25 protein-coding genes are annotated in these 25224 nt (G+C 59.5%); 2 read left to right on the top strand and 23 right to left on the bottom strand.

All coding sequences use genetic code 11. The features are described from left to right. Window positions 1-4: 4 nt before the first annotated feature. The 8 genes from BS629_RS35590 to BS629_RS39425 all read right to left on the bottom strand — a co-directional run bounded on the left by BS629_RS35590 (window position 5) and on the right by BS629_RS39425 (window position 6834). On the bottom strand, window positions 5-952 hold the full coding sequence (locus tag BS629_RS35590) for a 2-hydroxyacid dehydrogenase (protein ID WP_018245652.1): 948 nt from the start codon (window positions 950-952) through the stop codon (window positions 5-7). Next, window positions 949-2583, bottom strand: a complete 1635-nt coding sequence (locus BS629_RS35585; protein WP_018245651.1) for an ABC transporter ATP-binding protein — start codon at window positions 2581-2583, stop codon at window positions 949-951. The genes BS629_RS35590 and BS629_RS35585 overlap by 4 nt, the downstream gene beginning before the upstream one ends. Continuing rightward, a complete protein-coding gene (locus BS629_RS35580) occupies window positions 2576-3502 on the bottom strand; it encodes an ABC transporter permease (protein WP_018245650.1) in 927 nt (308 codons plus the stop codon). The genes BS629_RS35585 and BS629_RS35580 overlap by 8 nt, the downstream gene beginning before the upstream one ends. Window positions 3503-3505: 3 nt before the next feature. After that, complete coding sequence (locus BS629_RS35575; protein WP_018245649.1) at window positions 3506-4420, bottom strand: ABC transporter permease; 915 nt, start codon at window positions 4418-4420, stop codon at window positions 3506-3508. 164 nt (window positions 4421-4584) lie between these two features. Then, entirely contained in the window at window positions 4585-5454 is an 870-nt protein-coding gene (locus tag BS629_RS35570; RefSeq protein WP_018245648.1) for a DMT family transporter, read from the bottom strand. 271 nt (window positions 5455-5725) lie between these two features. After that, on the bottom strand, window positions 5726-6007 hold the full coding sequence (locus BS629_RS35565) for a hypothetical protein (RefSeq protein WP_018245646.1): 282 nt from the start codon (window positions 6005-6007) through the stop codon (window positions 5726-5728). Window positions 6008-6159: 152 nt separating this feature from the next. After that, window positions 6160-6642 carry an NUDIX hydrolase gene (locus tag BS629_RS35560; RefSeq protein ID WP_018245645.1) on the bottom strand — a complete coding sequence of 161 codons (483 nt, stop codon included), beginning with the start codon at window positions 6640-6642 and terminating at the stop codon, window positions 6160-6162. Window positions 6643-6666: 24 nt separating this feature from the next. Beyond that, a complete protein-coding gene (locus tag BS629_RS39425) occupies window positions 6667-6834 on the bottom strand; it encodes a hypothetical protein (protein WP_018245644.1) in 168 nt (55 codons plus the stop codon). 237 nt (window positions 6835-7071) lie between these two features. On the opposite strand from BS629_RS39425, the gene BS629_RS35555 reads away from it, so the two are divergent. Beyond that, window positions 7072-7752 (top strand): redoxin domain-containing protein, encoded by a 681-nt coding sequence (locus BS629_RS35555; protein WP_018245642.1) that lies wholly within the window; start codon window positions 7072-7074, stop codon window positions 7750-7752. A 109-nt stretch (window positions 7753-7861) separates the two neighbouring features. Here BS629_RS35555 and BS629_RS35550 read toward each other — a convergent pair whose 3' ends face one another. From BS629_RS35550 to melA, 9 genes are all read right to left on the bottom strand, one after another. After that, window positions 7862-8932 (bottom strand): ABC transporter ATP-binding protein, encoded by a 1071-nt coding sequence (locus tag BS629_RS35550; RefSeq protein ID WP_018245641.1) that lies wholly within the window; start codon window positions 8930-8932, stop codon window positions 7862-7864. Between the two features lie 67 nt (window positions 8933-8999). After that, a complete protein-coding gene (locus BS629_RS35545; RefSeq protein WP_018245640.1) occupies window positions 9000-10298 on the bottom strand; it encodes a D-tagatose-bisphosphate aldolase, class II, non-catalytic subunit in 1299 nt (432 codons plus the stop codon). Then, window positions 10295-11248: an SIS domain-containing protein gene (locus BS629_RS35540; RefSeq protein ID WP_018245639.1), complete on the bottom strand. Its 954-nt coding sequence runs from the start codon at window positions 11246-11248 to the stop codon at window positions 10295-10297. Before BS629_RS35540 ends, BS629_RS35545 begins: the two co-directional genes overlap by 4 nt. Before the next feature lie 11 nt (window positions 11249-11259). Continuing rightward, on the bottom strand, window positions 11260-12093 hold the full coding sequence (locus tag BS629_RS35535) for a carbohydrate ABC transporter permease (protein ID WP_020493433.1): 834 nt from the start codon (window positions 12091-12093) through the stop codon (window positions 11260-11262). 20 nt (window positions 12094-12113) lie between these two features. Beyond that, entirely contained in the window at window positions 12114-13034 is a 921-nt protein-coding gene (locus BS629_RS35530; protein WP_018245637.1) for a carbohydrate ABC transporter permease, read from the bottom strand. Beyond that, window positions 13031-14287: an ABC transporter substrate-binding protein gene (locus tag BS629_RS35525; protein WP_032981512.1), complete on the bottom strand. Its 1257-nt coding sequence runs from the start codon at window positions 14285-14287 to the stop codon at window positions 13031-13033. Before BS629_RS35525 ends, BS629_RS35530 begins: the two co-directional genes overlap by 4 nt. A gap of 30 nt (window positions 14288-14317) precedes the next feature. After that, window positions 14318-15277: an N-acetylglucosamine kinase gene (locus BS629_RS35520; protein ID WP_018245635.1), complete on the bottom strand. Its 960-nt coding sequence runs from the start codon at window positions 15275-15277 to the stop codon at window positions 14318-14320. Further along, window positions 15274-16068, bottom strand: a complete 795-nt coding sequence (locus BS629_RS35515; protein WP_018245634.1) for a DeoR/GlpR family DNA-binding transcription regulator — start codon at window positions 16066-16068, stop codon at window positions 15274-15276. Before BS629_RS35515 ends, BS629_RS35520 begins: the two co-directional genes overlap by 4 nt. Window positions 16069-16267: 199 nt before the next feature. Further along, window positions 16268-17584 (bottom strand): alpha-glucosidase/alpha-galactosidase, encoded by a 1317-nt coding sequence (gene melA / locus BS629_RS35510; RefSeq protein ID WP_018245633.1) that lies wholly within the window; start codon window positions 17582-17584, stop codon window positions 16268-16270. 99 nt (window positions 17585-17683) lie between these two features. Here melA and BS629_RS35505 point away from each other — a divergent pair, with 99 nt between their 5' ends. Then, complete coding sequence (locus BS629_RS35505; protein ID WP_018245632.1) at window positions 17684-18550, top strand: helix-turn-helix domain-containing protein; 867 nt, start codon at window positions 17684-17686, stop codon at window positions 18548-18550. A 124-nt stretch (window positions 18551-18674) separates the two neighbouring features. Here the strand turns inward: BS629_RS35505 and BS629_RS35500 are convergent, their stop codons facing one another. The 6 genes from BS629_RS35500 to BS629_RS35475 are packed head-to-tail and all read right to left on the bottom strand — an operon-like array spanning window position 18675 to window position 24750. Continuing rightward, window positions 18675-19346, bottom strand: a complete 672-nt coding sequence (locus BS629_RS35500; protein ID WP_018245631.1) for a flavin reductase family protein — start codon at window positions 19344-19346, stop codon at window positions 18675-18677. Between the two features lies 1 nt (window position 19347). After that, window positions 19348-20772: a M24 family metallopeptidase gene (locus BS629_RS35495; protein ID WP_018245630.1), complete on the bottom strand. Its 1425-nt coding sequence runs from the start codon at window positions 20770-20772 to the stop codon at window positions 19348-19350. A gap of 45 nt (window positions 20773-20817) precedes the next feature. Further along, window positions 20818-21639: an ABC transporter permease gene (locus BS629_RS35490; RefSeq protein ID WP_018245629.1), complete on the bottom strand. Its 822-nt coding sequence runs from the start codon at window positions 21637-21639 to the stop codon at window positions 20818-20820. Further along, complete coding sequence (locus BS629_RS35485; protein ID WP_077988796.1) at window positions 21632-22459, bottom strand: ABC transporter permease; 828 nt, start codon at window positions 22457-22459, stop codon at window positions 21632-21634. The genes BS629_RS35490 and BS629_RS35485 overlap by 8 nt, the downstream gene beginning before the upstream one ends. A 9-nt stretch (window positions 22460-22468) precedes the next feature. Then, a complete protein-coding gene (locus BS629_RS35480) occupies window positions 22469-23518 on the bottom strand; it encodes an ABC transporter substrate-binding protein (protein WP_018245627.1) in 1050 nt (349 codons plus the stop codon). Further along, on the bottom strand, window positions 23515-24750 hold the full coding sequence (locus BS629_RS35475) for an ABC transporter ATP-binding protein (protein WP_026188696.1): 1236 nt from the start codon (window positions 24748-24750) through the stop codon (window positions 23515-23517). The genes BS629_RS35480 and BS629_RS35475 overlap by 4 nt, the downstream gene beginning before the upstream one ends. Window positions 24751-25224: the final 474 nt, after the last annotated feature.

The following is a 25224-nucleotide window of genomic DNA, read 5'->3' as shown; positions in this document are numbered from 1 at the left end:
GGCGTCAATTGACCGGCGTCAGCAGCGGCCTGCCTGCGAAAAAGGCGGCAAGGTTGTCGACCGTCAATTGCGCCATCCTGTCGCGCGTTTCCTCGGTACCGCTGGCATGGTGGGGATAGAGCACAACGTTGTCGAGCGCTGCAAAGCGCGGATCGGGATTGGGTTCGTTGAGGTAGACATCGATGCCGGCCGACGCGATCCGCTTTTCCTGCAAGGCCTTGATCAAGGCTGGCTCGTCGACCACGGTGCCCCGGGCAATGTTGATGAAGCTGCCAGTCGGTCCGAGCGCATTGAGCACGTCCGCCGATATCAGTCCTTCGGTCGAGGGGCCGCCGGGGGTTGCGACGATCAGGATATCGGCCCAGTCGGCCAGTTTTACCGGCGCGTCGAAATAGGCAAAATCGTTGCCGGCCTTCTTCGTCCTCCCATAATAGCCGACCATCAGCCCGACAGCTTCGCATCGCTTGGCAATCGCCATCCCTATGCGGCCGAGGCCGACGATCCCGGCCTTCTTGCCCGAGGTCGATGTCGTCAGCGGCATCATGCCCTTATGCGCCCAGTCGCCGGAGCGCACATAGCGATCGCCTTCCGGCAGGCGCCGGCGTGCCGCCAGCATCAGAAGCAGTGCCATGTCGGCAACGTCGTCGCACAGCACCTCGGATGTGTTGGTGAGCTTGATGCCGCGCCGTGTCATCGCCTCGACATCCATCTGGTCGTAGCCAGCCGAGGAACAGGCGGCGAGCCTTAATGCCGGCAATTTCGAAAGCAGGGCTTCGTCGATTGTCACATGGCCGTTGCAGACCAGCGCGGAAGAGATCGGGCCGGCTTTCCGCAGGAGAGCATCCCGCTCTTCGCCTTTGACAAGATCCAGCCGGTGCAGCGTGTAGGTCTCTTCCAGCATCGCCATCTGATGGGGCCGGAGCGGATAGGCGACGATGACATCGGGCTTCATGCGGAAACGAGTCCTTCCTGTATGTGGCGGGCGGCGCGTCGGCTGGCCTGAACCTCCGGATCGGGATCGAGGCTCGCGGCAAGAAGCGCCTGCGTGTAGGGGTGGGAGGGCGCGTTGAAGATCTGTTCCACCGGACCCTCCTCGACAATCTCGCCGGCCTTCATGACGATGACACGATCGGCGAAATCACGAACCACCGGCAGGTCGTGTGCGATGAAGAGGTAGGACAGGCCGAATTCGCGACGCAGGCCCTCAAGCAAGGCAATCACCTGCGCCTGGATCGACACGTCGAGCGCCGAAACCGCCTCGTCGCAGATGATCAGTTTCGGCTCCATCGCCAGCGCCCGGGCAATCGCGATGCGCTGGCGCTGGCCGCCGGAAAACTGGTGTGGATACCGATCGGCCATATCCGGTTTCAGGCCAACCTTGACCAGCAACTCGGCCACTTTCTCCTTCCATCTTGCTTTCGGCAGGATATCCGGGTGAATGACCCAGGCCTCCGAAATCAACCGGAACACGCTCATCCGCGGGTTCAGTGACTGGGTCGGGTCCTGGAAGACCATCTGCAAATCGCGACGCAGCCCGAATATTTCTCGAGGGGTCATCGCAAGCAGATCGTTGCCGCGGTAGACGACCTGGCCCTCCTGCGGATCATCGAGGCGAACGATCGCCCGGGCAAGAGTTGACTTACCGGATCCGCTCTCACCGACAACGGCAACCGTCTCGCCGGGCATGATGACGAAGTCCACGCCCTTCAGCGCCTGGAATGCGCCAAAACTCTTTTTCAAGCCGATGGCGCGCAGCAGCGGTTCGCCCTGCCGGTCACGCTCTTGCGCCATCGCACCTTTCCCGGGTGCTGCGGCTATCAGTTTCTTCGTATAAGCGTTCTGAGGATTGCGATAGACTTCGGCCGCATTGCCGGTTTCGACGACGCAGCCGGAATTCATCACCACGACCCGGTCGGCGATCTCGGCAACGACGCCCAAATCGTGGGTGATCAGCAACAGGCCCATGCCGGTTTCCTGCTGCAATTCCTGCAGAAGTTCGAGCACCTGCGCCTGCACCGTAACATCAAGCGCGGTGGTGGGTTCATCCGCGATCAGGATATCGGGCTTGCAGGCGATTGCCATGGCGATCATCAGGCGCTGCCGCTGTCCGCCGGAGAACTGGAACGGATATTTTCGCATCGCCGCTTGCGGGTCGGTTATGCCGACGCGCCCGATCAATTCGAGCGCCCTTGCACCGGCACGCTCCGCCGACTGACCATGCGTCGTCATCATCTCGGTGATTTGCCAGCCGACCGGATAGACCGGGTTGAGATGGGCGAGCGGGTCCTGAAAGATCATGGCGATCTTGGCGCCGTTGATCGAGCGCCGCTCCTCAGGCGTCATTTCCAGCATGTCGCGCCCGTTGAGGAGGATCGTGCCGCTGGTGATCTTGCCGGGTGGCATGTCGATCAGGTTCATGATCGCCGAGGCCGACACGGACTTGCCCGAACCGCTTTCCCCGAGGATCGCCAGCGTCTCACCGCGATCGAGATGCCAGCTGACATCCTGCACCGCCTTGACGGTCCCGCTGACGGTGTGGAACTCGACCGAGAGGTCACGCACTTCCAAAAGATGTTCAGCCATTTTTCCTGCCCCTCATTTCAAGGCGCCAGCGTTGCGTCGGATCGAGTGCGATGCGCAGCCAATTCGACAGAAGGTTCAGCGACAGCGTCGTCAGGATGATTGCAAGACCCGGCCAGAAGGAAAGCCACCAGGCATTGGTGAGATAGGGTCGTCCTTGCGCAACCATGAGACCCCAGGTGATCTCCGGCGCCTGAATGCCGATCCCCAGGAATGACAGGGAGGATTCCGCCAGCATGACGAAGGCGAAATCCAGCGTCGCGATAGTCACCAGCGTGGGGAAGATCACTGGCAGGATGTGATGGAAGACAATGCGCCAATACGATGCTCCCATGACCTTCGCCGCCTGCACGAACATCCGCTCGCGCACTTCCAGCACCTCGGCACGCGTGGTGCGCAGATAGATGGGAATGCGGGTGATCGCCAGGACGAGGACGATATTGGTGACCGAGGGCTCGAGCATGTAGAGCACGATCACCGCCAGAAGCAGTGACGGAAAGGACATGATGACGTCGCCGAGGCGCATGATCCATTGAGCCGCGGAAGAGCGGCTGTAACCTGCGACCAGACCGAGCGCCGTACCGACGACAGATGAGGCAAGCACGGCTGCGGCGGCAACCAGGATGGTGTTTTGCGCCGCCACGATGACACGGGCAAGAAGCGGCCTGCCCAGCGCATCGGCGCCGAGGACATAAAGCAATCCGCGGGTGATATCGAACGGCGGCGCATTTCGGCCCCGCAGGTTCTGCTTGGTGGCGATGGCCTCCAGCAGCAACGGGCCAAACAGCGCACAGAGCAGAACGATCAAAAGGAACAGGGCCGCGAAGAAAGCGAGCTTGTCCGCCCACAGCATCGTCAGCCAACGCCCGATCGGGCCGCTTGTTTTTTTCTCGGCGAGGATTTGTGTGTCGGTCATTGTCATCGCTCAATACCGGATACGCGGATCGAGCAGCGCATAGGCGATATCGATCAACAGGTTCATGATGAAGATCGCCAGCGCCGAGACCATGATGACGGCCAGCACGACGGCGAAATCGCGAAGCAGGATGGAATCGATCATCAGTTTGCCGATGCCGGGAAAGCCAAACACCGTCTCGACGACAACCGCACCGTTCAAGATGGCGGCCGCCTGGTCGCCGATGACTGTGATCACCGGCAGCATGGCGTTGCGCAGTCCGTGAATGAAGATGATTGAGTTCGAGCGGACCCCCTTGGCGCGGGCCGTCTTCACATAGGCGGAAGACAGAACACTGATCATCGAGCCGCGGACCACCTGCAGGATCAGGCCGAAGGGCCGGATGAACAGGACGCTGACCGGCAGGATCCAGTGCCAGATAGTTCCCGTTCCTGATGTCGGCAGGACATGCAGTTTGACGGCGAAAATGACGATCGCCACGATGGCCAGCCAGAAATCCGGCGCCGCAGCGCCGATCAACGAGAAGAAGGTGGCAAGACGGTCGAAGATGCCGCCGACGCGAAACGCCGCAAGTGACCCAATGACGATCGCGGCGATCGTGACCAGCACCATGGTGATGACAGCCAGCCAGAAGGTCCAGACGAAGGCCTCCAGCACGACATCCATGGCAGGACGGGCCTGTCGCAGCGACTGACCGAAATTACCTTGTGCAAGATCCGAGACATAACGACCGAACTGCATGATCAACGGATCGTTGAAACCGTTCATCTCACGGAATTGCTGGCGCATTTCCGTGGTCGCGTCGATCGGCAGATAGAGGTCGGTGGGATCGCCCGTCAGCCGGGAGAGGAAGAACACGATGACGATAAGCACCACGAGCGATACGCCACTGGCGATCGCGCGTTTGCCGATGAAACTCTTCATACCACTCCTCCCGAGTGAACCCATAGGGGCCGTGATGTCTCGTCTTCGTCTGTGCCGAAGCCACCTGTCATGCCCTCCGGCAACAGGCACGACTTCAAAATCAGTCGCTACAACTGAAATATTAGTTCATCTAAAATTTTTGTGAACCCCAAAAATGATCAGGGCTAATCAACCGGCGGCTTGCGTCGCCATGTGATACCGCGGGTTCCAATAAAGGCCGCGCCGATGATCACCGCCGCGCCGATCCACGTCTGTGCGGCCGGAACTTCCGAGAAAAATGAGAAGGCCATCAGGGCGACGACGGGCAGTCGGAGAAAGTCGAGCGGTGCCAGAACGCTTGCTGGCGCCATGCCGAAGGCACGCGTGATCAGCGTCATGTTCAGTGCTCCGAGGGCTCCTTGCATAGCAAGCAGCCCGAGTTGGCTCCAGGTCGGCATTGACCAGACCGGCAGCATGAGGATTACGCCAAGCGGCACCGTCGCTATCAGATTCCATGCAACCAGCCGGTCCGCACTATCCCTCAATGCCATCCGCCGCAGCATCAATTGGCTGGCCGCCGTCAAGACCGCTCCTGCCAGTGCAAAAAGCAGCCATTGGTCGAAACCGGACGCTCCAGGGCGAATGATGATCATGACGCCGACAAAACCTGCGACAATGCCGGCCACGCTGGAGATGCCGACATGTTCCTTGAGCACCAGCCACGCACCGAGAACGAGAAACATGGGCATGGTGAAATTGATCGCCGTGGCATCGGCGAGTGGTGCGTGCGCAAAGGCGACGAACAATGCGACCAGTGAGGCAAGCTTCAGACCCGCGCGCACGACATGCAGAACACGATAGGGTGAGGCTTTCAGGTCGACCCGTGACACGATCCAGGGCGTGACGACAAGAAGTCCGAAAAACGACCGGAAAAAGCCGATCATCAATGGATGCACGTCGCCGGCCAGCAAGCGTACGATGACTGCGTCGAGACTATTTAAGAAAGCGGCGGCCACCATCATGCATACGGCAAGGCCCGTGCGACCAGGCTGCATCACGCTTCCCCTGATCGAAGAAAGGCGAACCCCGCCATATCGACCATTCGATACGGCTGCGCGTTGAACCGGCAATCCATGAGAAATAAAGCCTTCCTGGCGTGTCTGCTAATCTCCGGGCTCCCAACGGTGCCGCGGCGCAGACCGCTCGTTCTCCTAGGGTCCGGCAGCATCCGTTATCCACAGCGCGGATTAACGGCTTTATCTCAATCCATCAACCGCCGTCCACACTGACAGAGCGCATTGCTGACAGGGCCGCCCTCGCCCTCGGCTAGTGGACCACTCGGTTCGGTTTCGCGCGGTTCGAGAATTGGTGGACGAGCATGATGCCCTGCTCAAGCAGCAACTCGGCCGCCTGCAGATCGCGCGGCGTGAGATCGCCGGATAGTCCGCGAATCGTATTCGCGACGCAGATGGAGTTGGCGACAAAGCGGGCGTCGCCCTCACCTTCTGCCTCCTCGGCCGTTGCTTCCAAGGCGTCGGCGACGGTGTCGAGCAGGCTCGAGCGTTCGACAAGCGTCATGTCGTTCAGGGTTTTGGAAATGCCGTTCATGATTGTCTCCTCGCGCGTGCCCAAGGCGGATCGCAGCTCCAATTTCTCGATTTCAGTCACATGGCGTGACTGTCAGATAGGATTGCTGTCTTCAGAAGCAACTCATGGCTGCCGCGCACCTCACGCATGAGTGCAGTGAGATGACGGCTCGATCAATAACTTCGGGCCGCTCGTTCCAGATGCGTCAGGAGGTCGGGAAGCATTGGTCGCTGCCCTTTCAAGAGCTTTATGGCTGCGTCGGGCAGGGAAAACCATCCCGCACGATCAACCTCTGGAAAGCTCTTTACCCGCCCTGACCGTGGCGGCCATTCCATTTGAAATTCGGAACTCTGTATCGCATTCACGTCCAGTACCGGATCGGCTTCGATCGACCAAGCGATAACTATCTTTCCGCCAGGTTGTCGGTATTCGCCCAACGGTGTGAACCTGCCATTGACCGCGATATCAAGCTCTTCGGCAGTCTCCCTTATTGCCGCCGCGAGCTCGTCTTCTCCAGCCTCGACCAGCCCTTTCGGGATCGACCACGCAGCCTCGTCTTTCCTAGCCCAGAAAGGGCCGCCCGGATGGACGAGAAGGACTTCGATGTCCCAGGAAACACGCCGGTATATCAAAAGTCCGGCGCTACGGATGACCATCGCCTTGTGCCCCTCTTGTGTCGATCACGAGGCCAGGCATTCCTCACAGATGCCGCAGCCGTCATCATCCATCCACCGACGCCGGCGCTTGCAGCAAAGGCAAGCAGCACCGTCTGGTTGTTCTTTTATGTCTTCCGGAGGAATGATCTCGATCGTCGTGTCGAATAGAGTGTCAGCCACAAGTTCCGCCATCTCATTGCTCCATTAGTCTGTTCTAAATAAGATAGGAGCGGCGATCGATACCGGCAAGCTCTCGACGACGTCAGGCGGTTCAATGAAAGGGTCAGCTTCGACGCCGGTCAGAGCGGCAAATGCCATGCCGAACCACATTCGGCGATCTCAACATCGAACACTGGGCCTTCTTGCGACACAAGTGGTATAGTCAAATTTCGGTCGTCCACCTGGACGATACGACAAAGGAATTATTCCATGGGAGACCAGAAACGCCCGCTGCAACCAGGAGAAACCGCCCCCGCCTTCGCACTTGCCACGGCCAACTTCGACGGAACCGTCTCTTTCGCCGACTTGAGCGGTCGCCCGTTCGTCATCGGGTTCTTTCGCGGGCTGCACTGCCCGTTCTGCCGGCGCCAGTTAGAACAGCTTGCCAGCGTACAGCCGACCTTGCGCGCCGCCGGTGTGGAGACCGTGGCCGTTATCAACACGCCGGTGGAACGTGCCCGCCTGTATTTCCGCCACCGGCCGACGCCAATAACGCTTCTGTGTGACCCCGACTGCCGCACGCATCGAGCCTACGGTGTGCCGCATGGCGAGTTCCTGCCCGAAGGGAGTTGCGAGCAGCCCGAATGGCCCTATGGTGCAACGATGGCGCAGTTCCTGGCGGCACGCATCAACCCCACGGGCGAGCTGCCGGAACCGCTGCACCCGATGGAAGCCAACACGATACTCAACGCCAAGGACGGCTTTGAGCTTGACGAAGCCGATAATGCGATCTTCGCGAACCATGCTACCCAGCTCGTAGGGCACTTCCTGGTCAATGCGAACGGCACCATCGGCTGGGTACAAATCGAGGCGCTCGACGGACCGAACAGCCTCTCCATCTTCCCGACCGCGGCGGAGATCATCGCCGCCGCTGGCAGCCCTGGACACTGACCCGCACCGAATCGTCGGCCAGCGTTGCTGCATGATGTCGAATGAGGGCGACTCTCCGACCTGTCATCAGCTTGAACTCCATGTCACGTTCTGCCGGAAAATCATCAGGTTAGACGGACCTCAACCGCCTTTCGGTTCTCGCGTCGAACAGATGCAGTTTGCTGAGATCTGGGGCAATGACGATCTGGTCGCCGGCGCGCAGATCAAGGCGCTCTCTTACCGTCGCAACGAGGTGATCGGCGCCAAACTTCGTGGTTATCTGGATCTCAGCACCAGTAGGTTCAACGAGGACGACCTCAGCGGTAGCAGGACCTTGTCCGATTGTGAGATGCTCAGGGCGAATGCCGTAGATAATCTGCGCGCCGCGTTCCAATGACGCTGCTTCGGACAGTGGTAACCTACCTCCGCCGTCCGCGATCAACTCCAGCGGCCCCGAAGTGCTGACCTGCCCTCGAATAAGGTTCATCGCCGGCGAACCGATAAAGCCGGCCACGAAAAGGTTTGCCGGTCGGTCGTAGAGATCCAACGGCGAGCCTATCTGCTCGACGAAGCCGTCCCGCATCACAACAATCCGATCGGCCATCGTCATCGCCTCGATCTGATCGTGGGTGACATAAATGGTCGTTGTCTTCAGTCGCTGATGCAGTTGCTTGATTTCTGAACGCATCTGCACACGCAGCTTCGCGTCCAGGTTCGACAATGGTTCGTCAAACAGGAAGACCTGCGGATTTCTAACGATGGCACGGCCCATCGCCACACGTTGGCGTTGGCCACCCGACAGATTTCTCGGATATCTGTCGAGCAGATGCTCGAGCCCCAGAATTTCAGCGGCCTCTCGAACACGCTGCCTGGTCTGTTCCTTGGGTGCTTTCGCCAGCTTCAGCGAAAAACCCATATTCGCCTCGACTGTCAGATGGGGGTAGAGCGCATAGGACTGGAAAACCATCGCGATATCGCGTTCTTTTGGCGCGACATTGTTCACGACCTTGCTGCCGATCGAAATCCGACCAGCTGAAATCTCTTCGAGGCCGGCGATCATCCGCAACAATGTCGACTTCCCGCACCCGGACGGGCCGACCAGGATAACGAACTCGCCGTCTTGGATATCAATATCCACCCCATGCAGAACTTCGAAGTGACCGTAGCTCTTGCGGGCATTCGCCACACTTACTGACGCCATAACTTTCTCCGGCTGAATATTGATATCTTCGGGACGCAGCCGCTCGTGTGACACGGCTGTCGATTGCTCATTGGCTTGCCGTGGCGGCTGAATAAGGCGCCAATACCGCGTCGACCGCCGCAAGGCAGAGCTCGCGGGCCTTCGGAGCGACCCGCTTTGACACCACGTCAGAATATAGTCGGCCGAGATATTGGCTGATCAGAGTTTCGGGAATTTCATCAGGAAGCCGGCTGAACAATTCGCCGACCGCGGCGAATGCTCGAGGATCCGGCCAGTAATAGCGAATTCGATCACTATAGCTGAAATGCCGTTGCAGTCGCTGCTCATCGGGACTGCCGCCATAGTGGCCCGCCCAGCTTGCCGGTTGCTCAACCATGATTTTTTCCATGGTCGTCACCAGTCCGGTTCGGGGCGTCTTCCCTGCAAGTTCATCAGCGATCGCATCGAGGCCGTAGAGCGCTTCGCGCAGCGCGAAAGTCAGCCCTGGTCCGACCTTGAGGATTGCAAGGCCGCCGTCAACGAGAGCAGACAAGGCTTCGGCCGGTTGGTAGTCGGTGGAATGTGCTTCGAAAACCAGGCCCGGCATGTCGTCGAGCGAACGAATGAGGCTCTTGGCCCGTTCAGGCTTGTAGAGCGCCACGTCCGTGTTGCCAAATTCCACACCCGGCTGAACCACTATCCCAATGACCCGCTCCATCGCCGACGCCAAACCTGCTTCGGCAAACGACGCCCGGTGAACCGCCAGGGTTTTCATCGCCGCATCGGCCCGCGTAATTTCGATTTCTTCGAGTGCGTGCGTTGCACCACCCGGAGGCGGCACCTCGGTTCCGATGATATAGACCGGCGGACGGCGGCCTGAACGAAGAGCGGCCTCTTCGGCGGCTTTCGCCAATCGAGCGGCCCGCGCCGCGGTCAATTCGTCATCGAGCGCCGTTGGTTCACCGGCACAGCCCATCGACGTGTCCAGGTGAATCTTTTCGAACCCTGCCTCGACATAGGCCGTCACCATAGCCATGGCGCGCAACATTGCCTCCTCGGCCGCCAACGTCCTCCATGGGTTGGGGCCTAGATGATCGCCTCCCAGGATGATGCGTTCGGCTGGAAAATCAGTCGCTGCGGCGACGTTCTCGATGAACCGGCGAAAGTCCACAGGCGTCATCGCGGTATAGCCGCCCTCCTGATTGACCTGATTGCAGGTGGCTTCGATGAGGACCGCCCGGTGCTCCATGCCGGCACGCCGAAGGGCTGCCTCAATGACCAGCGGATGAGCCGAGCAGACCGAAGTGACGCCATGTGGAAAGGGCAGGTTCCTGGCACCGAAAAGCTTTCGCAGCGCGATCTGCCGGTTCTCTTCGATCCTCGTCATGCGAGCGTCACAACCTTCGTCAGGTGACGGGGAGAAACCGTATCGATTTGCCGAGCCTGCGCGGCCCGTTCGCCGAGGACCTGCAGCGCCGGAAGGACAACGAGACCCGCAAGTGACAGATCGACATCAACGGCGAGTTCCAGATCGCCCGGACCACCCACACCGATGACAACCGCGCCTTTTTCTCTCAGTTCTCCCACCAGTTTCGTCTCCGCTTCCCTCTGGTCGGAGCTGTACAGCATGACCGCAACCGTTTTCCCGTCAACGAGGCTGATCGGCCCATGCCGGTATTCAAGCGGGTGGAAGGCCTGGGTCATGATCTGGCTCATTTCCATGAGCTTGAGCGCTCCTTCCAGGGCGACGCCGAAGAGGGGGCCGCCGCCGAGAAAGACGAAGTGCGACCGGTCGGCGATAATTCCAGGCAGCGCGGCATCGAGAGCCGTCGCGAGCTGGCGAGCCGAATTCACGACAGAGACAGGAACCTTCTGCCCGATCATCTGCAAACCGAGAAGGACCATGAGGCTCGCCGATACCGTCATGACAATACCTTCGTCCGGATGGGTTTCGGCCGCGACCATCCGATCGCAGTTTTTCGCAAGAGTGCTTTCCGGTTCGACCGTTATCGCCGTCACGAAGGCGCCGGCGGCCCGGCTTGCTTTTGCTGCGGCGACTGTTTCTGTCGTCTCGCCGCTGCGGGACAGCGCGACGACGTGCGTGTTGCGCCACTCCGGCCAGAAGGCCGAGGGGCGGTTTTGCCATTCGGCGCCGGGGACCGCGATTGCCTTTCGCCCCGCCAAATTGGCATAGGCTGCCAGCGAAAGTGCAAGATTGAAAGACGTGCCACAGCCGACGAAGACGAGCAGCTCCGCCCTATCGGCAGCTGAATTCGAGCCGATCGCCTTCTCCCAGTAGGGAAATTGCTCGAAAATAACTTTTTCGGTCGTGTTCATGAAGTCTCCGATTATTTGACTGAACCAGCCAACAGGCCGCTGACGAGGTAACGGTTGAGGAAAATGACGACGAGGGCGGGAATGACGATGGCGATCGAGCCGCTCGCCGTGATGAGGCCGTAGTCGATGAAGTTCTTGGTTACGAATTCCGGGATCAGAACGGTCAAGGGCTTCGTTGCCTGGGGCGAAAAAATGAGCGGTACGAGATACTGTCCCCATGCACCAAGAAAGGTGAGGATCGCCGCTGCCGTCAGACCCGGTCCGGCCAGCGGCAGGACGATATTGAAGAAGATGTAGAGCCGGCCGGCTCCGTCGAGTTGCGCCGCTTCCTCCAGTGCGATCGGAAGAGCTTCGAACACGCTGCGCAGCAGCCATAACGACAGGGGCAGGAAGGCCGAGACATAGATCAGCGAGACGCCCACATAGGTATCGACGAGATGCAGCTTGATCATGATCTGATAGAGTGGGATCAAGACCGCGTAGGCAGGAATGGCCAGAGTCGCGACGACGGCGACAAAAAGCACTTTGCGGCCAGGAAACTGAAGCCTGGTGAACGCGTACGCGCCAAGAGCGGATATCGCGACGCAAAGCAGCGTGGCAGCGATTGATGTCACCACGCTATTGAGCAACGCGGCCCGGAACTGTTTGAATACCTCAACACCTCCGATCCGCGCGATATTGATGCCAAGCAGCCGTGAGTAATGATCCAGCGTAAAGTGCTGCGGGAAGAAGTTGATCGGTCGGGTCGAAAAGTCGTCGCTGGGCGTAACCGAACTCGCGATGGTCCAGTAGATCGGCCCTAAAGACCAGATCAACAGGACGACGACGCCGGCCCAAATCATCATTCGATAGGCAATGGGGGATTTCATGAGTCGAACCGTGTGTTGCGGTAGACACGAAGGACGTAGACCAGCGAAATCAGCAGAGACACGAGAGTGATCACGACCGATAGCGCCATGCCATACGAGAAGCGGAGATTCTGGAAGGTTTCGAGGTAGATCTGGACGAGCACCGGTCGGGTCTCGAGGCTGGCACCCGCCAGAACCCAGGCCTCGTCGAAGAGATTGAAAGCATTCACGGTCGCGTTCGTCATGGCGACAGCGATCGCACTGCGAACCAGCGGAAGGGTTACCCATCCGAACATCTGAACGCGCGTCGCTCCATCGATCCGCGCAGCCTCATAGAGATGAGCAGGGATACTCTGCATCGCCGCAAGGACGATGACGATCGTCAAGGGCATCATGCGCCAGACGTGGACGATTGTTACGGCGACGATGGCGCTGGTGCGATCGTTGAACCAGACATGATTTTCGAAGGGGAGCCCGAGCGCAGAAAGAATGCCGTTCAACAGACCCGCACCCGGTTGATAAATCCAAAGCCAAATGACCGAATTTACAACGCCGGGCAGCGCCCAGGGCAAGATCACGGCTGCGAGAACCCACTGCCGCCCGACCTTGATCTGATTGATGAGAGCGGCGGCAAGAACGCCGAACACGGTTTCGGCGACGACGGCCAGAACAACGTATGTGAGCGTGTTGCTCCAGGTGGTCGCGAGCTGGCCATCCGATAGCATTCGGCTGTAGTTTTCCAGGCCGATGAATGGAGTGCCGGCCTGCATGGGGTTGACCCTGTGCAGGCTGTCCCAGACGGTTCTTCCCATCGGGTAGAAGACCAAAGCTGCCATCGTGATAACGATGGGCGACACCAACAACAAGCCGAGTGTGGCGTCGGCGTTGAAGCCGACCCCACGCTTGCTCGTGGCCTCTTCGGACGCCAAAGCGGTCATTGCGCCATTGCCTGCTTGGCGGCGGAAGCGATAGCCTCCATCGCCTGGTCGACGCTCATCTGTCCCTTGGCAGCGCTATTGATCGCTGTGTTTACGCCGCTGGAAAATTGCGGATACCAAGGCGGCGTGCCTTGCGGGAAGAGCGGCTCAACGGTTTTGGACTGTGCCACGAGAGCATCGCCGCTGTTCAGCTTTCCAGACTCGTTGAGTTCGGAAAGCGCCGACGTGCGGGTCGGCAGGAAGCCGTTCACGGCATTCTTCTTCTGGAAGTCCCTGCTGGTGAACCATTTGACGAAGGCGATCGCCGCCTCCTTGTTGGGAGAGACGTTTGGAATAGCCAGCGCTTCTGGAAGGCCGAAACTGCGCGTTTCACCACTCGCCGTCGGCACGAGGATCGCTTCAACCTGGCCGGCGACTTTCGACTGCTTCGGGTCGTTCATCTGGCCGAGACGACCGGGCTCACCGGAGATCATGATGCTGGTGATGCCCTGCCCGAACATGCTCTCATTGATCTGGCTGTCTTTCAGGCCGGTAGACGCCGGATCGACCAGCCCTTCTTTGAGGAGCATCAGCTCGAAAGCAAGCGCCTTGTAACCAGCCGAATCCGGCGAGGTGAAGAGCGGATTGAAGTCCTTGTCGAAGAGTTCGCCACCGAAGGCCTTGGTCAGCAAGTACCAGCTCGTTGACGCGCCTTCGGTTGCTGAAACCGGCAGGCCGATCGGATACTCGACAATGCCCTTTTCCTTGATTTTCTTGGCTGCAGCGACCAGGGCGTCCAATGTTTTCGGCATCTCGGTGATGCCTGCATCCGCAAAATGCTTCTTGTTGACGAGCATCACCCGGAAGTCGTTGGTGTAGGGGATACCCAATAACTTGCCGTCGACGGTGAAGATCTTCGCAACACCGATATCTTTCACGGTGTCGGCGTCGATCACATCGTCAAGCGGCATATACCAACCGGCGGCGCTGAACTGACCGGTCCAGGACCAATCGAATTCGGTCACATCAGCCGGCGCTGTCCCGGCAACCAAAGCTGTCACCAGCTTCGGGCGGATGTCGTCCCAGGACAAGGTCTGCAGGTCGACGTGAATGCCGGTTTCGGCCTCGAAGTCAGAGGCAATATTCGGTCCCTGCGGCGATGGCATGAGCACCGTGATCGATTGACCGGCAAGCGGCTTGGCGTCCTGGCCAAGAGCGGGTACGGCGATTGCCAGGGCTGCTGACGCAAGTAGAGGCAAGATCAATTTATGCATGTTCCCATCCTTCATTATTCTTGAGCTCAATTACTGGGATGCGCAGTCACCGCCTTCGGCCGTGGCCACGATTGGCCCGAACCAGCCATCGTCTAACGGCCAGTCGAGAAGCTGGGCGGCAGCCAGGAGCGCGCCGCCGATCGGGGGAAGTTTCGGCAATGCCGGAGGCCTGCCAATACGGCGTTCAAGCGCCTCCAGAAGTAGCCGGCTCGAAAAGGTACCGCCGGCATAGGTCCAGCCGGAATTCGGATCACAATGGCCGGCAATTGCCGCATGATGCTTCGCGAGTTCATCGGCGGCCTGCTCGATCAACGCGATCGCCCCTTTGTCGCCGCCAAGTGCGACCTGATCGACGAGGGCCGAAATTGCTGCAATGTCTGCCCGCGGGTTCGCCACGGAGCTGGCCCAATCGCCGAGGCCATTCATGGGATTGCTCGGGTCGATGCGAAGGTGGTCAAACAAGGCCTTTGCGAGAGCCGTTGCCGGAGCACGCCCGTCCAAGCTTTGGCTGACAAGGTTGAGCGCCCTCTGCCCGATCCAATGGCTGCTGCCTTCGTCGCCGATGAGATCTCCCCAGCCACCAGTGCGCGCCGACTGGCCTTTGGAATTACGCGCCCATGCCATTGAACCCGTGCCGGAAAGAATGAGGATACCCGGCTTGGCCGCAAAAGCACCGAGATGCGCCGCGTCGACGTCGTTGAGGACGCGCCGGTGGACGTTTGGGAACAGGCGCTCGATCGCATCCCGTTGTAGAACCGACAGGCGCTCAACCTCCCCGTAGGCGGGCAGCGCTGCGGCGACGGCCGCCAGATTTCGTTCATCTCGAAAGGGAAGGAGATGCTGCTCCAGCTCCTGGAGCCAATTCGGATTGTCCATGGGATTGACCCCGTGGCCGCGGGAACGCCGCAATATCCGGCCACGCTTGTCCGCGAGGGCAACCAGCACCTTGCTTCCGCCACCGTCGATGCCGAGGATCAGCGCGTCGCTCACTCTTTCGCCCTCAGATCGGCGAACGTTGTGTCGACGCCGAAGTTGACAAGCTCGTCGCGCCAGTGCCGCGAAAGCCCGGAATCGGTAATGACTTTCGCGGTGTCCAGCGGCGCGACCTTGTAGGTCGCCGTGGTTCCGAATTTCGAGGAATCGGCCAGGACGAAACGATTGGCCGATCGAGCCAGCATGCGCCGGTTGAGGCTCGCTTCCGCACTGTCCACGCTGTAGATCGCACCGTCGGAACTAATGGCGCTGGCGCCAAGAAAGAGCTGGTCGAACCATAATGTTTCCAGCATTGCCTCCGCCTGAGGTCCGACAAGCGACGCATTCTCGCTACGCAGCTGACCACCGAGAAGCACCACCTCCAAATTCGGAATGTTCAGGAATTCCTGCGCTACCGTCAGGCCGTTGGTGAATATCCTGAGCGGCATGGGGTTGATGCGAACGAGGCGCGCAAGCTGCAGGACGGTCGTTCCCGCGTCGAGAAAGATTGCCGTACGCGGATGAAGCAGATCGTAGGCCGCGGTGGCAATCGCCCGCTTGGCCGATAGATGGCGCTTTTCCCGCTCCTGAAATGCAACCTCAACCGATGATCCTTCGGCAATGCGCGCTCCACCATGCACGCGATCAATGGCCCCCTCCTGCTCAAGGATCTGCAGGTCTCTACGAACCGTGGCAAGCGATGCGCCGATCGCATCGGCAAGCGCCTGGATGGTCGAAAAGCCGTTCGCGTAGAGGTGGCTGCGAATGGCATCCAGCCGATCGACCTTTACTCCGACTGCTTGGCTCAACGAAATTCTCCCTCACGATCCACCCCAATTTCGATCACATTTTCATTTCATATGATCAGTGTCAATCAATTTTCTGACGTTTTTTGATTCATTGGATGAGAGCCGGAATGAGAAAAGGCGCGCCGTGAATTCACGGCGCGCCAATAACGAATGAACTGCCATCCCAAGCAGCGCTTGTGGCTGGCTTATCCGCGGGATCTTACTGATATCTCGGCAGCAAATCCCCGTGCGCATCGATCAGGTCGTCGACAAGGTTCCAGATTTGGTCTGGCGACAATTCCGCAGATGTATGCGGATCGAGCAGAGCGGCTTGGTAGATGCGCTCGCGGTTTCTTGTGAGAGCCGCCTCGACCGTCAACTGCTGAACAGAAACGCTCAAGTTCATGACGGCGGAAAGCTGCGAGGGGATCCGACCGACCCGGATCGGCTGAATTCCGTTTCTGTCGACATGGCAAGGCACTTCCACGATGCATTCATCGGGCAGATTCTCGATCAGGCCGTTGTTTGGCACATTGCCGTATATCAGCGCCGGGTTGCCGGTTACCGCGGCATGAATGATGCCGGCCGCGTATTCATTGCTGCGGCACACCTCGATCGGCTTGTCGCCTTCCAGTTCCTTGCGCAGGGCATGCCACTCTTTGATCTGCACTTCGCAGCGCCGGATGTATTCGTCCAACGGAATATTGAGCTGATCGATCAGATCCCCTCGTCCCTCCTTGATGTACCAGGAGGTATACTCGGAAAAATGCTCGCTGGATTCGGTGACGAAGTGGCCGAGCCGTTTGAGCACATCGAACCGCACCCGATCGTCCGGCGGAACGCGGCCATCGGCGGCGAGAGCGTTCAGTCTCGGATAGAGATCTTCCAGCCGTCCGTCGCTGTGAACTTTCTCATATTTCAGGAAGAAGGCGACGTGATTGATCCCAGCCGAAACGTAGTTTACGTCGGCAATGTCCTCGCCAAGGCATTGCGCGAGATGCCCGGCTGTGTGTTGCACACTATGACACAAGCCGACGGTCCGGATTTCCGGGGCCAGATCCTTGATCGCCCAGCAGTTGATGGCCATCGGGTTGACGTACTGCATCAGAAGAGCCCGCGGGCAAACCTCCTGCATGTCTCGGCAGATCGCCTCAAGGACTGGTATCGTCCGCAAACCGCGGAAAATACCCCCGATGCCAAGGGTGTCGGCGATCGTCTGACGCAAGCCATATTTTTTCGGAATGTCGAAGTCGGTGACGGTAGCCGGCTTATAGCCACCGACCTGCATCATGAGGATCACGAAATCAGACCCGCGCAGTGCTTCCCGCCGGTCGAGCGTGGCGTCGATCCTGACGCTTGAAAGCTTAAGCGACTCGCAGATCCGGCGAGCGACGATTTCTGACGTCTTCAGTCGCTCTGGATCGATATCGAAGAGGCTGATGACGTAGTCGCTCCCTCTCTGCGTGGACAGGACATCTCCCAGAATGTTCTGGGCAAAAACGGTGCTGCCAGCGCCAACCAGACAAATCTTCGGCATTGCAATCTCCCCATCGGTTGTGATTGCTTATTGCTCCTTCTAGATCAGAATTTCTTCCTGACATCGGCCTATTAATTCCGGGATTCGAGTCTCCTACAAATGAAACATAGCCAAAGCCGCGGCGAATGGATTGGATCCCGAGGGCAGTTCCTGATCGAGCGTCACATCGCCGATGCGATGGCCGCACCGCATTGGCACGACCACGTTGAATTAAACCTGCTCATGGCAGGCCAGATGACCTACCTTTTCAATGGAAGGCTGGAACAGGTTGAGGCCGGCCGCCTGGTTTTATTCTGGGCCGCAATTCCCCATCAGACGATCGCTGTTGCCGAAAACGCGCCGCTCGTATGTCTCTATCTTCCCCTTATCGATTTCCTTGGTCTGCCGGTGGACAGAAAGGCCAGGCAGTCGATCATGCAGGGGAGGTTTCTGGCGCAAGCAAATCAGGAAACGATGGATGCGTTGACACTCCCACGATGGGAAAAGGAATGGCAGGGCGGCAGTGCGGCAAGACGGAAATTGATCGTCGAGGAAGTACGACTGCGAATACGACGTCTGATCCTGGACAATGCTGAAATCGACAATTCGCCAACCCATGTCTCTCCGACATCGTTGGCTGACCACGCGGTGCGCCACGTCGAGCTGCTGATCGACCTCATCAATTCCCGCTACGCAGATCCGATAAGCGTACCCGATCTCGCCAAGCTTGCGGGCATGCATCCAAGCACCTCCAACAGCGCTTTCCGAAAGGTTCTGGGAATATCAGTCAACGAATACCTGACCCGACATCGGATTGCCCGGGCGATGCAGCTTCTGACAGACACGGAGGATCCTGTCCTCCAGATCGGTTTTGACTGCGGGTTTGGTTCCAGCAGCCGCTTCTACGAGATTTTCAAGGAGCGAACGGGTACGACCCCCCGTCATTTCCGAGAAGCGGTGAACTCCAAGAACACTCCGGCGCCTTGATGCGATATGAGCTGTCGCCCCCCCCCCAAATGCTCGCGGGATCGACAAGAAGGAGTTGATGCTCGATATGTCGGCGTGAGGATCGGACAAGGTCCGTGAAGAAAACCTCGGATTGGTGGCAAGCTCAAGCGGTGGCCGCATTCGAAACCTCTTGGCGCAAAGCCCACTCCTCCTTCGTCAGAGTCTTGATGTCGAACTGGTCGCGCGTCCTGGCATAGGTGTAGCCGCCCATCCTGCCGACGGCATCCATTCGCTGTTGGTCGATGTGCAGGTTCGCCGGATTGACCACATCGCTTCTGACATAGACGCCGAGCACTTCGCCAAGGATGATTTCGCGGGCGGGACCGACCTGCAGGGTCGTGTGGCGGCGGCATTCCAGCGCTGCGGGGGCTGCGAGGATGCGTGGGCTTCTGACCATCTGTCCCGGTACCGTTGTCAGTCCGGCTTCCGAGAGTTCATCGACTTCAGGCCCGAACTTGATGGCGCAGACCTCCATCCGCTCGACGAGCGCGTCGTCGCAGATGTGCACCGTGAATTCGCCGGTTTCGCGGATGTTGCGGGCTGTATCCTTGAAGCGCATGTCGCCATAATTCTCGACGCCGATCGCAACGATTGCCGGGTCGTGGGTGAGAACGTTGAAGAAGCTGAACGGGCCGGCATTCGGCAGGCCTTCCTTGCTCAGAGTGGTGACCAGCGCGATGGGGCGCGGGATGACCGTGCCGATGAGGATCTTGTAACGCTCGCGCTCGGTCAGCTTGGCGAAATCGAAATGCGTGTGTTGTTTATGATGGGTCATGTCAGGCCTCGGCAGCGACGCGGTGGGTTTCAAGCGGGGTATGGCGGCTGAGGTTCTCAAAACCGTCCTTGGTCACGACATACATGTCGCCGATATTGCAGCCGGCCGACAGCGGTTCCAGCCATTGGGTGTGGAGGACGAAGACCATGCCCTCCTCCATCCTGTCGTAGTTGTGCGAGGAGATGTTGAAGCTGTTCTGGCCGCCGGCCATGCCGACCGAATGGCCGAGGTTCGGATTGTGCGGTCCGTGCGTTGCCGGATAGACATGCATGAGCTTGCGGCCCTGCGCCTCCCAGTCGATGTCCTTCACATACTGATTGGGGATCAGGCGTGCTCCGCCGTCTTCCATCGGCGACCAGTTATAGGGCATGGTGCGTGCCTCGGGTGACATGAGCATGCCGCGCTCGATCATCGGTTCGAAGGCGGCATTGTTGACGTCGCGCATCAATGCGCCGGGTTTGACGAGCCTTTCGGCCCGCTTGACGCCTTCGGTGCAGGCGGCAAGCACATCCTCCTGATGGCTGGTGATGTCGCCGATCGCGATCATGCGGGCGGTCTGGGCCGTATAGCCGCGATAGGTGACGTTGGAGATGTAGAGGTTGATGAGGTCGCCCGGGCGGACGATGTGGCCATAGGGCTTGCCGCAATGCGTGCCGAATTCGTTGATACCGATCTGGTAGCCGTCGCCAGTCTCGCCGCCGAGTGCCATCTGCGCATAGGTGAAGGCGGCCAGGATTTCATGGTCGGTCACGCCGGGCCTTGCCACATGATAGGCAGCCTGCGTGCCGATGCTGATCAGCTGGGCGGCGGCGCGGAAGATCTCGATCTCGCGCGGCGAGCGGACCTTCTGCATGCGGTCGAGAATGGCGTTGTCGGCAACGAACTTGTTCTTCGGCATCAGTTCGTCGAGCGCAGACCAGAGGGTCAGCGAAGTGCGGTCGCCGATCCTGCCGATCTGGGCCTTGGCGAGACCGAGATCGGCGAGAACCTTTGCGCATTTCTCGGCGGTCTTGACGACGGAATCCCCGGGGCGGTCGGCATACTCGCGGCCGATCGGGCCGATCTGCCAGATTTCGTCGACGAGTACGGGCTCGCCGCCCGGCGGCAGCAGGACGGATTGCGTGAAGAAGGACAGAAGCACCATCGCCTTGTCGGCGTCGGTCGGGATGATCAGCACGCCTTCGCGCATCCAGTCGCAGATATAGCGCAGATAGGCGTTCGAAGCGTGGAACCAGCCGACGCTGCCGGCATGGACGATCAGCGCGTCATGACCGGCTTCGACCGCCTGACGGCGAATTCGGCGAAGGCGGTCCTCGAACTCTTCGACAGGAAGCGGCAGCGGAGCAGAGAAATCGAAATCCGGCTGGAAATCGGCCAGCAGCGATCCCATCCGATAGGCGCCAGCGTTTGTCGGGCGCATGTTCATGAGTTTGTTCCTTCCAAGTTCAGGCATAGGTCAATGACGGATTGTTCAGGCCTGCCGCGGCGGCGCGAGAACGCGCCGCGCAACCAGCAGTCCCACCAGCGTCACGGCGATCAGAATTCCCGAGATTGCCGCGACGCGCACATCAAGCGATTCCTCGATCAGCGCGAACATGCGCAGCGGCAAGACGGTCGTTCGGGCGTCGGCGAGGAAAAGCGATACCGACACATTATCGAGCGACTGGATGAAGACGAGGAATGCGCCGGCCAGAATGCCGGGCATCAGCAGCGGCAAGGTCACACGCCGCAGCGTCATGAACCAGCTCGCGCCCATGGTGGTCGATGCCTCAGCAAGCGAGGGATTGAGTCCTTGGGCGACGACGGAGGCGGCTCGGTACATCAACGGTCCGAAGACGACCACATGGCCTGATACGGTCAGCCAGAGCGACGGCTTGAAGCCGATGAAATTGGCGACGATCAAGGCGGCAAGGCCGTAGACGAGGCTCGGCAGAACGAGCGGGGCGAGCAGCAGCGGCTCGATGGTGCCGGCGGTGCTGCGCTTCATGCGCGTCATGCCGATGGTTGCCGGAACCGCAAAGATCAGCGATCCGAGGACGGCAAGGCCGGCGATCTTCAGCGAGTTCCAGGCGGCGATATGTTCGGTGGCCGAGCGCACGGGATCGAGCAGCGCCGCGTACCACCTGAGCGAGAAGCCCTGCGGCGGGTATTTCAATGTCTGCCCCGAGGTAAACGACATCGTCAGCGCTATCACGATGGGTGCCACGAGATAGATGACGCAGAGCCCGCCGCAACCGTAGACGAATGCCTTGTAGAGCATGACGGGCATGGGATTTTCGCGACGATCACGCATAACCGACCAACCTCCTGTGACGGGACATCATGGTAAGGGCGACCAGCAGGCAACCGGTGGACAGCAGGAGAACGACGGCGATGGCCGAGGCCAGCGGCCAGTCGAATAGCGTGCCGACTTCGCGGTAGATCAGCTGCGGAACATAGACGTTGCGCGCACCGCCGATGACGGCCTGGGTGACGAAGGAGCTGCTGGTGCTGGCAAAGACGAGGATCCAGCCTGCCAGCAGGCCCGGCAGCATCAGCGGCAGAAGCACGGTGACAAGGATGCGCCAAGGACCGGCGCCGGAAACCTGGGCGGCTTCCGTCAGTTGGACGGGCGTGCGTGACAGGATCGCGATCAGCGGCAGGATGATCAGTGGCAGGTCGATCTGGCACATGGCCATGACCAGGCCGAGTTCGGTAAACAGCAGGTTCGTCGGCATGCCCACGAGGCCGAGCCCAACCAGCGCTTCGCTGATCGGCCCCTGGCGCCCGAGGATGACGATCCAGGCGAAGGTGCGCACGACATTGCTGGTCAGCATCGGAATGAGCGTCAGGAAAATCAGCACCTGCCGCAGGTTTCGGCCGCCATGCCAGTAGAGAAGCGCGATCGGCACGCCGAGCAAGGTCGTGCCGATGACGGTTTCAAGGCCGAGCCTTGCGGTATTGACGAGGACGCGGAAATTGAACGCGTCCCCGAAGAAGCGGGCATAATGTTCGAGGGTTGCTCCGCCGGAGCCGGCGAAGCTGAAACCGACGAGGACGGCGAGCGGCGTTGCGAAGAACGCCACGGAAAGCAACAGCATCGGTAGGACGTATGGGAAGCCGCTCGCCTTCATCACATCACCTCAACCGGCAACGAGGGCGTCGAACTGGCGAATCCAGTCGTCGCGGTTCTTGTTGATCGCGACCCAGTCTGGATAGACCATGGTCTTGATCTGGTCGCGGGTGACATAGGCTTCGATGCCAGGTGTCAGCGCCACATCCTTGTTGGTCGGGAACATCTCGGTCGGCGGTTCCTTGAGCTGATCCTGGGCAGCCTTGGAGATGGCGGCATCGATATAGGCATAGGCCGCATCGACGTTCGCGGAGCCGTTAGTCAGGTGGATGTTGACCGGGGCTGCCGGCGAGCCCGTTTCCGGATGAACAAACTCGGCGTTGAGGCCGAGGCTCTTCAGATGCGCGACGTTGCCGGTCGAGCACATGAAGACGGCGATTTCGCCCTGCTGGAACAGCGTCATCTGGTGATTGGTGCTGTCGACGACGCCCTTCAGATGCTCCGGATGGTCCTTGAACAGCTTGAAGACGGCATCCATGTCGTTGGGACCAGAACCGAAGATCTTGGCGATTTCGGTATAGGCCATCACTGCGGTGTTCGAGGCAAAGCCCGTCCACGAGACCTTGCCACTATAGGCCGGGTTCTCGAAGAGATCACGATAGCCCTTCGGCTTCGGAACGAGATCGGGATTGTAGGCGATGCCGTTGACTTCGATGGTCACGGTTGGGCCGTATTCGCCCTGGAAGGACGGATCGAGCATTCCCCAGTTCTTGAGCTTGCTCGAATCGATCTTCTGGATCAGGTTCTTCTCGATGGCGACCGCCATCTGGCCCGGCGACATCAGCAGCGTGTCATAGGGCGGGTTGCCGGGGCTCGCCATGATCTTAGCGAGCTGGTCCTGCGCGAGTGCCGGAGCAACCGTGAGGTCATAACCTGCATCCTTGACCATCGGGGTCAGGACGGTGCGATAAGCGTCCTCCCAGCTCCCTGGAAAAGTGGCAGCGACAGCGCCGCCGCCTGCAGCGCGGACTGCAAGCGGAAGCATGGCAGATGCGGCGACACTGGCCGCCAGCAAACCGAACCCGCGACGGGTAATCTGAAAGTCCTTCATAACGTTCACCTCTGTTGATCTGTTTCTTCACTCATGATTTCCGGTTCGGCCGGAAAGGCGTGACATCTTGCGGTGTCGATCTCTGCAAATAGCTGTGTTCCCGGTTCGGGAATGAATGTGGTGGGTCCTCTGACCTCGGACGCGCGCAGGCCCGTGCCGTCTTCTAGAACAAGGTCATGGACGAGAGAGGGGCCGAGCGGCACGGAAACCGTCATACGAACGGGCAAGGTGCTCTTGCTCGGCTGCGTCGACAGGCGCGCCTCTTCCGGACGGAAGGTGATCGTGACCTTCGAGCCGAGAGTGAAGCTCAGCCGGCGCGGCAGGAGCAGGGTCCGGTCATTGGCAAGGCCAATCAGGGTGCTGTCGGCATCGAGCCGCAGCACCGTTCCGCTGAGCAGGTTGGCCTGGCCGATGAAGGTGTTGACGAAGAGCGTCTTCGGGCGATCGTAGACCGCCATCGGCGTGTCGATCTGCTCGACATTGCCCTGGTTCATCAGCACCAGGCGATTTGCGAGGCTCTGAGCCTCCTCCTGGTCATGCGTGACGATCAGCGTCGTGATGCCGAGCGTCTTCTGCAGGTGCAGCAGCTCCACCTGCAGATCGAAACGCAGGGCGCGGTCGAGCGCGCCAAAGGGTTCGTCGAGCAGAAGAAGGGACGGGCGTCCGGCGATGGCGCGGGCGACGGCCACGCGCTGCTGCTGACCGCCGGAGAGTTCCCGCGGCAGGCGGTTTCCATAATCCTTGAGCCTGACGAGAGACAGCATCTCCTCGACGCGCTCCTTGCGCTCGGCGCGGGGAAGCTTCTGGCAGGCGAGCGGATAGGCTATGTTTTCTGCGACCGTCAGATGCGGAAACAACGCATAGTTCTGGAAAACCATGCCGACGCCGCGCGAGCGGGCCGATACATTGGCGAGGTCTTGATCCCCGAGCACAATCCTGCCGGTCTTCGGCTGTATCAGCCCGGCGATGGCACGCAGCACGGTCGACTTGCCGCAGCCGCTCGGCCCGAGCAGGGCAACGATCTCGCCGGCCTCGATATCGAAGGCCACGTCGCTGATGGCATTCTGGCCACCATAGCTGTGGGTGAGGCCCTGAACGCTGAGCCGTTTGCGTTCAGCCGTATTCGGTATGCCTGGCATAGGGCCTCCCTGGTTCTGGGGCGGGGTCACGGACTGCTGCGCTGTCTCCGGCACAAGACGGAGGTGCGGTCGGGCGAGGAATTTTGCGTCGAGCTTGTTCATGAAAAGCGAATTGCAAGCGGCATGCCAGTTTTGCAGTTCGCGCTTGATGATAGAAGCAAACATATGAAAAATAATAGATATTTATGATTTATAAAGTTTCGAAAGTTTATAATAAGAGATATTAAATTGAGAATGCGAATTTATGTTTTGTATAAATTTTCGCCAGCATCGTATATTAAATGAGCATCAGATAGCCGCAGTCACGGCCTCTGAGCAGGCGACCATGTGTCGAAAATCATGAGATTTGGCATCTGAGGAGGCGTTTTTTTGGTCTTGTGGGCGGATGAGTCGGTCAAAAGTGATACGACAGGGCCAGGAAGCATAAAAATTGTGCATTCTATGTTCGAAACTTTATGCGAATAATACTGCGAAACTGTGTCCGAAATATCGTCATCGACAAAAAGTGTATATATATCAAATGATTATTGATACAGTACTGCAAGTGGCACGTCGATTGCATGGATGATCCCGAGA

The organism is Rhizobium leguminosarum bv. viciae USDA 2370, from assembly GCF_002008365.1.
Taxonomy (GTDB): domain Bacteria; phylum Pseudomonadota; class Alphaproteobacteria; order Rhizobiales; family Rhizobiaceae; genus Rhizobium; species Rhizobium leguminosarum.
The sequence above is the reverse complement of the archived record's forward strand: the minus strand, read 5'-3'. Positions and strand labels throughout refer to the sequence as shown.

What these genes read in the sequence shown, in the direction of transcription:
- BS629_RS35590 (WP_018245652.1), bottom strand. Translation starts at nt 952, where the DNA reads ATGAAGCCCGATGTCATCGTCGCCTATCCGCTCCGGCCCCATCAGATG.
- BS629_RS35585 (WP_018245651.1), bottom strand. Translation starts at nt 2,583, where the DNA reads ATGGCTGAACATCTTTTGGAAGTGCGTGACCTCTCGGTCGAGTTCCAC.
- BS629_RS35580 (WP_018245650.1), bottom strand. Translation starts at nt 3,502, where the DNA reads ATGACAATGACCGACACACAAATCCTCGCCGAGAAAAAAACAAGCGGC.
- BS629_RS35575 (WP_018245649.1), bottom strand. Translation starts at nt 4,420, where the DNA reads ATGAAGAGTTTCATCGGCAAACGCGCGATCGCCAGTGGCGTATCGCTC.
- BS629_RS35570 (WP_018245648.1), bottom strand. Translation starts at nt 5,454, where the DNA reads ATGCAGCCTGGTCGCACGGGCCTTGCCGTATGCATGATGGTGGCCGCC.
- BS629_RS35565 (WP_018245646.1), bottom strand. Translation starts at nt 6,007, where the DNA reads ATGAACGGCATTTCCAAAACCCTGAACGACATGACGCTTGTCGAACGC.
- BS629_RS35560 (WP_018245645.1), bottom strand. Translation starts at nt 6,642, where the DNA reads ATGGTCATCCGTAGCGCCGGACTTTTGATATACCGGCGTGTTTCCTGG.
- BS629_RS39425 (WP_018245644.1), bottom strand. Translation starts at nt 6,834, where the DNA reads ATGGCGGAACTTGTGGCTGACACTCTATTCGACACGACGATCGAGATC.
- BS629_RS35555 (WP_018245642.1), top strand. Translation starts at nt 7,072, where the DNA reads ATGGGAGACCAGAAACGCCCGCTGCAACCAGGAGAAACCGCCCCCGCC.
- BS629_RS35550 (WP_018245641.1), bottom strand. Translation starts at nt 8,932, where the DNA reads ATGGCGTCAGTAAGTGTGGCGAATGCCCGCAAGAGCTACGGTCACTTC.
- BS629_RS35545 (WP_018245640.1), bottom strand. Translation starts at nt 10,298, where the DNA reads ATGACGAGGATCGAAGAGAACCGGCAGATCGCGCTGCGAAAGCTTTTC.
- BS629_RS35540 (WP_018245639.1), bottom strand. Translation starts at nt 11,248, where the DNA reads ATGAACACGACCGAAAAAGTTATTTTCGAGCAATTTCCCTACTGGGAG.
- BS629_RS35535 (WP_020493433.1), bottom strand. Translation starts at nt 12,093, where the DNA reads ATGATGATTTGGGCCGGCGTCGTCGTCCTGTTGATCTGGTCTTTAGGG.
- BS629_RS35530 (WP_018245637.1), bottom strand. Translation starts at nt 13,034, where the DNA reads ATGACCGCTTTGGCGTCCGAAGAGGCCACGAGCAAGCGTGGGGTCGGC.
- BS629_RS35525 (WP_032981512.1), bottom strand. Translation starts at nt 14,287, where the DNA reads ATGCATAAATTGATCTTGCCTCTACTTGCGTCAGCAGCCCTGGCAATC.
- melA (WP_018245633.1), bottom strand. Translation starts at nt 17,584, where the DNA reads ATGCCGAAGATTTGTCTGGTTGGCGCTGGCAGCACCGTTTTTGCCCAG.
- BS629_RS35505 (WP_018245632.1), top strand. Translation starts at nt 17,684, where the DNA reads ATGAAACATAGCCAAAGCCGCGGCGAATGGATTGGATCCCGAGGGCAG.
- BS629_RS35500 (WP_018245631.1), bottom strand. Translation starts at nt 19,346, where the DNA reads ATGACCCATCATAAACAACACACGCATTTCGATTTCGCCAAGCTGACC.
- BS629_RS35495 (WP_018245630.1), bottom strand. Translation starts at nt 20,772, where the DNA reads ATGAACATGCGCCCGACAAACGCTGGCGCCTATCGGATGGGATCGCTG.
- BS629_RS35490 (WP_018245629.1), bottom strand. Translation starts at nt 21,639, where the DNA reads ATGCGTGATCGTCGCGAAAATCCCATGCCCGTCATGCTCTACAAGGCA.
- BS629_RS35485 (WP_077988796.1), bottom strand. Translation starts at nt 22,459, where the DNA reads ATGAAGGCGAGCGGCTTCCCATACGTCCTACCGATGCTGTTGCTTTCC.
- BS629_RS35475 (WP_026188696.1), bottom strand. Translation starts at nt 24,750, where the DNA reads ATGAACAAGCTCGACGCAAAATTCCTCGCCCGACCGCACCTCCGTCTT.